Origin of the sequence: Enterobacter sp. 342 (assembly GCF_036663495.1) — a bacterium.
In the GTDB taxonomy this organism is placed as follows: Bacteria; Pseudomonadota; Gammaproteobacteria; order Enterobacterales; family Enterobacteriaceae; genus Enterobacter.
In genome coordinates this window covers 1-10,335 of the sequence record NZ_JAWUEI010000017.1, presented here as the reverse complement: position 1 = coordinate 10,335, position 10,335 = coordinate 1, and the positions used below count along the sequence as shown (strand labels likewise).

At 53.8% G+C, this 10,335-nt stretch carries 9 protein-coding genes; 7 read left to right on the top strand and 2 right to left on the bottom strand.

All coding sequences use genetic code 11. The annotated features are described in order from the left end of the window. Window positions 1-73: 73 nt before the first annotated feature. From kup to rbsR, 7 genes are all read left to right on the top strand, one after another. Window positions 74-1,942, top strand: coding sequence for a low affinity potassium transporter Kup (gene kup / locus V6E55_RS14690; RefSeq protein ID WP_114979050.1), 1,869 nt, complete (start codon window positions 74-76; stop codon window positions 1,940-1,942). 196 nt (window positions 1,943-2,138) lie between these two features. Beyond that, window positions 2,139-2,558, top strand: coding sequence for a D-ribose pyranase (gene rbsD, locus V6E55_RS14685; protein ID WP_114979051.1), 420 nt, complete (start codon window positions 2,139-2,141; stop codon window positions 2,556-2,558). 7 nt (window positions 2,559-2,565) lie between these two features. After that, window positions 2,566-4,071 (top strand): ribose ABC transporter ATP-binding protein RbsA, encoded by a 1,506-nt coding sequence (rbsA, locus tag V6E55_RS14680; RefSeq protein ID WP_114979052.1) that lies wholly within the window; start codon window positions 2,566-2,568, stop codon window positions 4,069-4,071. A 4-nt stretch (window positions 4,072-4,075) separates the two neighbouring features. After that, entirely contained in the window at window positions 4,076-5,041 is a 966-nt protein-coding gene (rbsC, locus tag V6E55_RS14675) for a ribose ABC transporter permease (protein WP_028017754.1), read from the top strand. Between the two features lie 27 nt (window positions 5,042-5,068). After that, the gene (rbsB, locus tag V6E55_RS14670) at window positions 5,069-5,959 is read left to right on the top strand and encodes a ribose ABC transporter substrate-binding protein RbsB (RefSeq protein WP_028017753.1); all 891 of its coding nucleotides are present in this window, start codon (window positions 5,069-5,071) and stop codon (window positions 5,957-5,959) included. A gap of 106 nt (window positions 5,960-6,065) precedes the next feature. Further along, entirely contained in the window at window positions 6,066-6,995 is a 930-nt protein-coding gene (gene rbsK, locus V6E55_RS14665; RefSeq protein WP_028017752.1) for a ribokinase, read from the top strand. Between the two features lie 3 nt (window positions 6,996-6,998). Continuing rightward, a complete protein-coding gene (gene rbsR / locus V6E55_RS14660; RefSeq protein WP_114979053.1) occupies window positions 6,999-7,991 on the top strand; it encodes a ribose operon transcriptional repressor RbsR in 993 nt (330 codons plus the stop codon). Here the strand turns inward: rbsR and mdtD are convergent. Beyond that, complete coding sequence (mdtD, locus tag V6E55_RS14655) at window positions 7,957-9,390, bottom strand: multidrug transporter subunit MdtD (RefSeq protein ID WP_316943188.1); 1,434 nt, start codon at window positions 9,388-9,390, stop codon at window positions 7,957-7,959. The two genes, rbsR and mdtD, sit on opposite strands and share 35 nt — an antisense overlap. Then, on the bottom strand, window positions 9,387-10,094 hold the full coding sequence (locus V6E55_RS14650) for a FadR/GntR family transcriptional regulator (protein WP_028017749.1): 708 nt from the start codon (window positions 10,092-10,094) through the stop codon (window positions 9,387-9,389). The genes mdtD and V6E55_RS14650 overlap by 4 nt, the downstream gene beginning before the upstream one ends. Between the last annotated feature and the right edge of the window lie 241 nt (window positions 10,095-10,335).

Sequence of the window (10,335 nt, the reverse complement as noted above, 5' to 3'; positions counted from 1 at the left end):
CAGGCATACTGTGCGCTTTTTGTGGACCAAGGGACCAGGAACACATTTGTTATTTAAACGAAAAGACTAGTCTATGAGCACTGATAATAAGCAATCATTACCCGCAATTACGCTTGCGGCGATCGGGGTTGTCTACGGTGATATCGGCACCAGCCCGCTTTATACGCTTCGTGAATGTCTGTCCGGCCAGTTTGGCTTTGGTGTTGAACGCGATGCCGTATTTGGCTTCCTGTCCCTCATCTTCTGGCTGCTGATCCTGGTGGTTTCTGTTAAATACCTCTCCTTTGTCATGCGTGCAGATAACGCAGGTGAAGGTGGGATCCTGACCCTGATGTCCCTTGCCGGGCGTAATACGTCAGCCAGAATGACGTCGGTGCTGGTCATCATCGGCCTGATTGGCGGCAGTTTCTTCTATGGGGAAGTTGTCATCACGCCTGCTATCTCAGTGCTTTCGGCGATAGAAGGGCTTGAGATTATCGCGCCGCAACTTGATACGTGGGTTGTCCCGCTGGCGATAATTGTTCTGACGCTACTGTTTGTGATCCAGAAGCACGGTACCGGGCTGGTGGGGAAACTGTTCGCGCCAATTATGCTGGCCTGGTTCCTGATCCTGGCGGCGCTTGGCTTGCGCGGTATCATTGATAACCCGGATGTGCTGCAGGCGCTGAACCCTTACTGGGCTGTCCATTTCTTCCTCGAATACAAAGTGGTTTCCTTCGTGGCGCTCGGCGCCGTTGTGCTCTCTATCACCGGTGTTGAGGCGCTGTATGCGGATATGGGGCACTTCGGCAAACTGCCTATCCGCGTGGCGTGGTTTATCGTGGTGCTGCCATCTCTGGCACTGAACTACTTCGGCCAGGGTGCGCTGCTGCTGAAAAACCCGGAGGCGATTAAGAACCCGTTCTTCCTGCTGGCGCCAGAGTGGGCGCTGGTGCCGATGCTGATCCTTGCCACGCTGGCGACGGTTATTGCTTCTCAGGCGGTGATTTCCGGGGTGTTCTCTTTGACGCGCCAGGCTGTGCGTTTGGGGTATCTCTCACCAATGCGCATCATCCATACCTCAGAGATGGAGTCGGGCCAGATCTACATCCCGTTCGTTAACTGGCTCCTCTATTTCGCTGTGGTGATTGTGATCGTCAGCTTTGAGCACTCCAGCAATCTCGCTGCAGCATACGGTATTGCGGTAACGGGTACGATGGTGCTGACATCACTTCTTTCTACCACGGTGGCATACCGAAACTGGCACTGGAACAAATTCCTCGTGGCGATGATTCTGGCGGGCTTCCTGTGTATTGACGTACCGCTGTTCTCTGCCAACCTCGACAAGATTGTCTCCGGTGGCTGGCTACCGCTGACGCTGGGTCTGGTGATGTTTATTGTCATGACCACATGGAAAAGCGAGCGCTTCCGTCTGCTGCGTCGTATGCATGAGCACGGTAATTCTCTGGAGGCGATGATTGCTTCGCTGGAGAAATCCCCGCCAGTGCGTGTACCGGGAACGGCGGTGTACATGTCTCGTGCCTTGAACGTGATCCCGTTTGCGTTGATGCATAATCTTAAGCACAACAAGGTATTGCACGAGCGTGTGATTCTACTGACGTTGCGCACCGAAGATGCGCCGTATGTTCACAATGTACGTCGTGTTCAGATTGAGCAACTCTCGCCAACCTTCTGGCGCGTGGTGGCAAGCTACGGCTGGCGTGAAACGCCGAACGTGGAAGAGGTCTTCCACCGCTGCGGTCTTGAAGGGCTGAGCTGCCGGATGATGGAGACATCATTCTTCATGTCACACGAGTCACTGATTATTGGCAAGCGTCCGTGGTATCTGCGCCTGCGCGGCAAGTTGTACCTTATCCTGCAACGTAACGCCCTGCGTGCGCCAGACCAGTTTGAGATCCCGCCTAACCGTGTGATTGAGCTGGGTACACAGGTCGAGATTTAAGCCTGCATTAAATGCCGGGTGGCGTTGCGCTTACCCGGCTTACAAAACCCCCTGCCTACCCTCCATAATTGTCTCTACATTTCACTTAGCGAAACGTTTCGACGTCGATCACAAATCTGTTACGTCACGGTGGTTTTCTGAACACTGTTGAGACTAAACTGATTTTAGCGAAACGTTTCGCTAGTGGAGCAAGAAAATGAAGAAAGGCACTGTACTCAACTCAGAAATCTCGTCGGTTATTTCCCGTCTTGGGCATACCGATACGCTGGTGGTTTGCGATGCAGGCTTACCGGTTCCGCGCAGCACAACCCGTATTGATATGGCGTTAACGCAGGGCGTGCCCTCGTTTATGCAGGTACTGGATGTGGTGACTGCGGAGATGCAGGTTGAGGCGGCCATTCTCGCGACGGAGATCAAACAACATAATCCGCAACTCCACGAAACGTTGCTCAGCCACATTGAGCAACTGCAACAACACCAGGGAAACACCATAGAAATTCGTTACACAACGCACGAACAGTTCAAACAACAAACCGCAGACAGTCAGGCGGTGATTCGCAGCGGGGAGTGTTCCCCGTATGCGAATATCATTCTCTGTGCTGGCGTCACGTTCTGAGGCCATCATGGACGCATTACTGCAACTTAAAGGGATCGATAAGTCGTTCCCGGGCGTAAAAGCCCTCTCCGGTGCGGCGCTGAACGTCTACCCCGGTCGCGTGATGGCGCTGGTGGGCGAAAACGGCGCTGGCAAATCCACCATGATGAAAGTGCTGACGGGTATCTATCAACGCGATGCCGGTTCGCTCGTCTGGCTGGGTAAAGAGACCACCTTCAATGGCCCAAAATCCTCTCAGGAAGCGGGTATCGGTATTATCCACCAGGAGCTGAACCTGATCCCGCAGTTGACCATTGCGGAGAACATCTTCCTGGGCCGCGAGTTCGTAAACCGGTTCGGCAAAATCGACTGGAAAACCATGTATGCCGAAGCGGATAAACTGCTGGCGAAGCTGAACCTGCGCTTTAAGAGCGACCGACTGGTAGGTGAACTCTCCATTGGCGATCAGCAGATGGTGGAAATCGCCAAGGTGCTGAGTTTTGAGTCGAAGGTCATCATTATGGATGAACCGACTGACGCCCTGACCGATACTGAAACCGAATCCCTGTTCCGCGTTATCCGCGAGTTGAAGTCGCAGGGGCGCGGGATTGTCTATATTTCTCACCGTATGAAAGAGATCTTCGAGATTTGCGATGACGTGACCGTCTTTCGCGACGGGCAGTTTATTGCCGAGCGCGAAGTAGCCACGCTGACCGAAGATACCCTTATCGAAATGATGGTGGGGCGTAAGCTTGAAGATCAATACCCGCATCTGGATAAAGCGCCGGGTGACATCCGCCTGAAGGTAGACAACCTCTGCGGTCCAGGTGTGAACGATGTGACCTTTACCCTGCGTCAGGGGGAAATCCTCGGTGTGGCGGGCCTGATGGGGGCTGGGCGTACCGAGCTGATGAAAGTGCTCTACGGCGCACTGCCGCGCACCAGCGGTTATGTCACTCTTGATGGCCATGAAGTTGTCACTCGCTCTCCGCAAGATGGTCTGGCGAATGGCATTGTCTATATTTCTGAAGACCGTAAGCGCGATGGCTTAGTGCTGGGCATGTCGGTAAAAGAGAACATGTCGCTTACTGCACTGCGCTATTTCAGTCACAGCGGCGGTAGGCTGAAACACAAAGATGAACAGCAGGCGGTGAGCGATTTTATCCGTCTGTTTAACGTCAAAACACCGTCGATGGAGCAGGCAATTGGCCTGTTGTCCGGCGGTAATCAGCAGAAGGTGGCCATCGCGCGTGGTCTGATGACGCGCCCGAAAGTGCTGATCCTCGATGAACCCACCCGCGGTGTGGACGTCGGCGCGAAGAAAGAGATCTATCAGCTAATTAACCAGTTCAAGGCCGACGGTCTGAGCATCATTCTGGTCTCTTCCGAGATGCCAGAAGTATTAGGCATGAGCGATCGCATTATCGTCATGCATGAAGGGCATCTCGGCGGTGAATTCACTCGCGAGCAGGCCACCCAGGAAGTTCTGATGGCTGCCGCTGTGGGCAAGCTTAATCGCGTGAATCAGGAGTAAGAAGATGACTACCCAGGCTGTTTCTGGTCGCCGTTATTTCACAAAGGCATGGCTGATGGAACAAAAATCGCTGATTGCCCTGCTGGTGCTGATCGCGATTGTGTCGACCATGAGTCCAAACTTTTTCACCGTTAATAACCTGTTCAACATTCTGCAGCAGACTTCTGTCAACGCCATTATGGCGGTCGGGATGACGCTGGTGATTTTGACCTCAGGGATCGATCTGTCCGTTGGTTCCTTGCTGGCGCTCACTGGTGCGATCGCCGCTTCCCTTGTCGGTGTTGAAGTTAACGCATTAGTGGCCGTGGCAGCTGCGCTGGCCGCTGGGGCGGCAATCGGTGCCGTGACCGGCGTGATTGTGGCGAAAGGCCGTGTTCAGGCGTTCATCGCGACGCTGGTGATGATGCTGCTGCTGCGCGGTGTGACCATGGTTTACACCAACGGCAGCCCGGTGAACACCGGCTTTACCGATAACGCTGATCTGTTTGGCTGGTTCGGTATCGGTCGCCCGCTGGGTATCCCGACGCCGGTCTGGATCATGGCTATCGTCTTCCTGGCGGCGTGGTACATGCTGCATCACACCCGTCTGGGTCGTTATATCTATGCGCTGGGCGGTAACGAAGCGGCAACGCGTTTGTCCGGGATTAGCGTCAATAAAGTTAAAATTATCGTTTATTCCCTGTGCGGCTTGCTGGCTTCTCTGGCAGGCATCATCGAAGTGGCGCGTCTTTCCTCCGCGCAGCCAACGGCGGGCACGGGTTATGAGCTGGATGCCATTGCGGCAGTGGTTCTGGGCGGTACGAGTCTTGCGGGTGGTAAAGGTCGCATTGTTGGGACATTGATCGGCGCACTGATTCTCGGTTTCCTGAATAATGGTTTGAATTTGTTAGGTGTTTCCTCCTATTACCAGATGATCGTTAAGGCAGTGGTGATTTTGCTGGCGGTACTGGTAGACAACAAAAAACAGTAACTGACGACACTACAGGACATCTTAGATATGAACATGAAAAAACTGGCTACCCTGGTTTCTGCTGTCGCGCTGAGCGCAACCGTAAGTGCTAACGCCATGGCGAAAGACACCATCGCGCTGGTTATCTCCACGCTGAACAACCCGTTCTTCGTCTCTCTGAAGGATGGCGCGCAGAAAGAAGCGGACAAACTGGGCTACAACCTGGTGGTGCTGGATTCCCAGAACAACCCGGCGAAAGAGCTGGCTAACGTTCAGGACTTAACCGTTCGTGGTACCAAAATTCTGCTGATCAATCCAACTGATTCTGATGCCGTAGGTAACGCCGTTAAAATGGCAAACCAGGCGAAGATCCCGGTAATCACCCTGGACCGTCAGGCCTCTAAAGGTGACGTGGTCAGCCACATTGCGTCTGATAACGTGCTGGGCGGTAAAATCGCGGGTGATTACATCGCGAAGAAAGCAGGTGAAGGTGCGAAAGTTATCGAATTGCAGGGTATCGCGGGTACCTCTGCTGCCCGTGAACGTGGCGAAGGCTTCCAGCAGGCCGTTGCTGCACACAAATTTAACGTCCTGGCCAGCCAGCCTGCCGACTTCGACCGTACTAAAGGTCTGAACGTGATGCAGAACCTGCTGACCGCACATCCTGACGTGCAGGCGGTATTCGCGCAGAACGACGAAATGGCACTGGGTGCGCTGCGTGCCCTGCAGACCGCAGGTAAATCTGATGTGATGGTTGTCGGATTTGACGGCACGCCGGATGGTGAAAAAGCAGTAAACGATGGCAAACTGGCTGCGACCATCGCTCAGCTGCCGGAGCAGATTGGCGCGACTGGCGTTGAAACTGCCGACAAAGTGCTGAAGGGCGAAAAAGTTCAGGCCAAATACCCTGTTGACCTGAAACTGGTCATCAAGCAGTAAAAGGCGAATCAGGCAGCCGCTGGCTGCCTGAGGGACACCAATAAAGAAAAGTGTGGCATACGCCACCGGGTAACACCGGTGGCGCTCTCAGATGGACAACCCAACCATGAAAACCGCAGGCAACCTCGTCGTCCTTGGCAGTATCAATGCCGATCACATTCTTAACCTTGAATCATTCCCAACACCGGGCGAAACCGTCACGGGTAACCAGTATCAGGTGGCATTTGGCGGTAAAGGTGCAAACCAGGCCGTCGCCGCCGGTCGCAGTGGGGCGAATATTGCGTTTATCGCCTGCACGGGTGATGACGATACCGGTGAGCGCGTACGCAAACAGCTGGCGAGCGACAACATTGATATCGCACCGGTCAGCGTGGTTGCAGGGGAATCTACTGGCGTGGCGCTGATTTTCGTCAACGCAGAAGGTGAGAATGTCATCGGTATTCATGCTGGCGCCAACGCTGCACTGACAACGGAGCGCGTAGAAGCGCAACGTGAGATCATTGCGAATGCCGAAGCGTTGCTGATGCAACTGGAGTCGCCGGTTGAAAGCGTGCTGGCCGCCGCCAAAATTGCGCATGAAAATCATACCACTGTCGTACTAAATCCAGCTCCTGCCCGTGTATTATCAGACGAGCTGCTGGCGCTGGTGGACATCATTACGCCAAACGAAACCGAAGCGGAAAAGCTGACGGGCATTCGTGTCGAAAATGATGACGATGCCGCGCGAGCTGCACGTGCATTGCATGATAAAGGCATCGGTACCGTGATTATCACCCTTGGTAGCCGTGGGGTGTGGGCAAGCGTCAATGGCGAAGGCCGTCGAGTGCCGGGCTTTAAGGTGAAAGCGATTGACACCATCGCCGCGGGAGACACCTTTAATGGTGCCCTGGTGACCGCGCTACTGGAAGGCAAGCGAATGGATGATGCGATCCGTTTTGCACATGCTGCTGCCGCGATTGCCGTGACGCGCAAAGGGGCCCAACCCTCCGTTCCGTGGCGTAAAGAGATCGATGAATTCTTAAGTCAGCAGGGGTAACGCTTGGCAACAATGAAAGATGTCGCCCGCATGGCGGGCGTTTCTACCTCGACGGTCTCTCATGTAATAAACAACGATCGCTTCGTCAGCGAGGCGATTCGGGAGAAAGTCGAAGCTGCGGTTAAAGAACTCAACTATGCGCCATCTGCGCTGGCGCGTAGTCTTAAGCTCAACCAGACGCGCACTATTGGTATGCTGATTACGGCCAGTACCAACCCTTTCTATTCTGAGCTTGTGCGAGGTGTGGAGCGTAGTTGCTTCGAGCGTGGCTACAGCCTGGTGCTGTGCAATACCGAAGGTGACGAGCAGAGAATGAACCGCAACCTGGAGACGCTGATGCAAAAACGCGTCGACGGGCTACTGCTGCTCTGTACCGAAACACACCAGCCCTCGAAAGAGATTATCCAGCGTTATCCCTCTATTCCTACGGTAATGATGGACTGGGCACCGTTCGATGGTACCAGCGATCTGATTCAGGATAACTCCCTGCTGGGGGGCGACATGGCCACCCAGTATCTGATCGATAAAGGTTATACCCGCATTGCCTGTATTACCGGTCCACTGGATAAAACACCGGCGCGCCTGCGTCTGGAAGGGTATCTCTCTGCGATGGCCCGGGCGGGCCTTTCTGTTCCCGAAGGCTACCGTATTACTGGTGATTTTGAGTTTCACGGTGGTTTTGACGCGATGCAGACCTTACTGGCGCAGCCGCAGCGTCCGCAGGCCGTCTTTATTGGCAACGATGCCATGGCATTTGGCGCCTATCAGGCTTTATATCAGGCAGGTTTGCGCGTTCCGGATGATATGGCGGTAATTGGCTACGATGATATTGAACTGGCCAGCTACATGACCCCACCGCTGACCACGATCCATCAGCCGAAGGATGAACTGGGTGAGCTGGCCATTGATGTGCTGATCCATCGAATGGCGCAGCCCACGCTGCAACAGCAACGTCTGCAGCTTACTCCTGTTCTGATGGAACGGGGTTCGGTTTAGACTTTGCTTTGTGGCGTTCTTTGATCAGGTTACGGCCGTCTTTCGGTTTTAACAGCATAAAGACCAGCGCTGAAACGACGGTAAGAATGCCCATTGTGATAAACGTATAGTGGAACTGCTCGACGGTATTCGCGCTGTCAAAACCTTCATAAAACCGTAGTACCGCCGCACTTACGGCCACCCCAAGACTGATCGACAGCTGTTGTGTCACCGCCAGCACGCTGTTACCGCTACTGGCATTCTCATCTGTCAGGTCTGCCAGCGTGATGGTATTCATCGACGTAAACTGCGTTGACATCGCCATGCCCAGTACAAATAACGGCAGTATCAACATCCATACGGGAAGGGCGGCGGATTGCAGAGAGAACTGCGCAATCATCAGACCGATAAAGACCGCTACGCCAACCAGCGTCTTACGATAGCCAAACCAGCGCAGCACTTGTGTAACCGTTGATTTTGCCAGAATCGAGCCCATCGCCGTGGGCGCCATCATGCAGCCAGCAATCAGTGCCGGGTAGCCGAAACCTACCTGCAGCATCAATGGCATCAGAAACGGTACGCAACCTGTCCCCAGACGTGACGCAATGTTGCCTGCGATCCCTACGGAAAAGGTTCGGGTGTTAAAGAGTCCGAGTGAGATTAACGGTGTCGGGTGACGGCGCGCGTGACGTATATAAAGAAGGAACAACAGAATACCGCCGAGGATAACGGAGAGCGCAATCCATGTTGCTACAATCTTCTCACCAAACAGTTCCATCCCGCTTGAGAAGAGCACCAGGCTCAGGCCAAACAGGAAAAAGCCGCCCATATCGAAGCTGCGCCTTGGCGTGGTGAAGTTCGGCATATATTTGCGGGCATACAGCAGCCCCGCAACGCCAATAGGAATATTAATCAGGAAGATCCAGTGCCAGCTTGCCCAGGTGACAAACACGCCGCCGAGTACCGGGCCAAGTATCGGACCAACCAGGCCTGGCATGGTGACGAAGTTGAGCACGGGAAGCAGTTCGCTTCGAGGATAGGCTCGCAGCAAGGCAAGGCGTGCTACGGGCATCATCATCGCTCCGCCAATACCTTGTAATACGCGGAAGATAACCAGTTCTGTTAAGGATGAGGAGAGCGCACAGGCCAGCGAACCGAGCGTAAAGAGTGTCACGGCCAACATGAAAACTCTGCGGGTGCCGAAGCGGTCGGCCAGCCAGCCACTGACAGGGATTAACATTGCGACCGTCAGAGTGTAGCTGATGATGGCGGACTGCATTGCCAGCGGGGAGCGGTTGAGGCTTTGCGCAATAGCGGGAAGCGCAGTGTTGAGGATGGTGGCATCCAGTGCCTGCATAAAGAACGCCATGGCTGCAATCCACGGCAATCCGGCCATGCTGCGCGCTTTTTTCTTTGTCATTTATTTACCTGCTGGTGGGTTGGCGCGGCCAGCAATGCCTGGCACGCACTCAGGGCTCGCTGCCCGTCGCTTTCCTGAATGGCATCCACTATCGCCTGATGCAAATCCAGTTTAACCACTTCGTCTTGTGTAATAGAGGTAAAGTAAGTGTGGTACACCGAATGAAATAAAGAGGCAAAAGAGGTGAGGAACGGATTGGCGCTCATCATATAGATATGTTCATGCCAGGCCATATCGACCTCAACCCAGCGCTCCCGGTTGAAGTGCTTTTTCAGGAACACCATCTCTTCCATTAACGCGTTGAGTTGTGCTTTCTGTTCTGCCGTTCCAAGCGTGGCAGCAAGCAGGCACGCCTGTGGTTCAAGACTGCTGCGCATCACCAGAAAGTGATCGACAACCTGATGAAAGTTATCTTCCGTCATCCACCAGGAGAGCAGCTCCTGATCGAGAAAGTTCCAGTTACTCTGTGGCATGACACGTGTACCAATGCGGGGACGTGGAAGCACCATACCTTTTGCCGTCAGGGTTTTCACCGCTTCACGAACTGCTGTACGACTCACTCCAAACTGCTCACCCAGCTCCATCTCACCCGGCAGGATACTACCCGGGGCATATTTACCCGCTAAAATCCGCTGAGCCAGCTTCTCTGCCAGCACGTACGACAGGTTTTTTTGGGCGGCCAGCTGTTGTGCGCTTAATGGCATCGCTTTTATTCCTTAAATATTCATGCTGATAATTATGCCACCTCGAGTGTGATTGTGGTTGCAGATACATCAAATAGAACAATTTGTAGCTTGATTTCACCTCTGTTGGTGAAAAAAAACGCGGATGAAAACTTTTTTTAAATTTCCTCTTGTCACTTAGGAATAACTCCCTATAATGCGCCTCCACTGACACGGAACAACGGCACACACGCCGCCGGGTCAGCAGAGAAAAGCAAAATAA

Bases quoted from the DNA above. Each gene is read 5' to 3' on its own strand.
- rbsC (WP_028017754.1), top strand. From the start codon at position 4,076: ATGACTACCCAGGCTGTTTCTGGTCGCCGTTATTTCACAAAGGCATGG.
- V6E55_RS14650 (WP_028017749.1), bottom strand. From the start codon at position 10,094: ATGCCATTAAGCGCACAACAGCTGGCCGCCCAAAAAAACCTGTCGTAC.
- mdtD (WP_316943188.1), bottom strand. From the start codon at position 9,390: ATGACAAAGAAAAAAGCGCGCAGCATGGCCGGATTGCCGTGGATTGCA.
- rbsD (WP_114979051.1), top strand. From the start codon at position 2,139: ATGAAGAAAGGCACTGTACTCAACTCAGAAATCTCGTCGGTTATTTCC.
- rbsA (WP_114979052.1), top strand. From the start codon at position 2,566: ATGGACGCATTACTGCAACTTAAAGGGATCGATAAGTCGTTCCCGGGC.
- kup (WP_114979050.1), top strand. From the start codon at position 74: ATGAGCACTGATAATAAGCAATCATTACCCGCAATTACGCTTGCGGCG.
- rbsB (WP_028017753.1), top strand. From the start codon at position 5,069: ATGAACATGAAAAAACTGGCTACCCTGGTTTCTGCTGTCGCGCTGAGC.
- rbsK (WP_028017752.1), top strand. From the start codon at position 6,066: ATGAAAACCGCAGGCAACCTCGTCGTCCTTGGCAGTATCAATGCCGAT.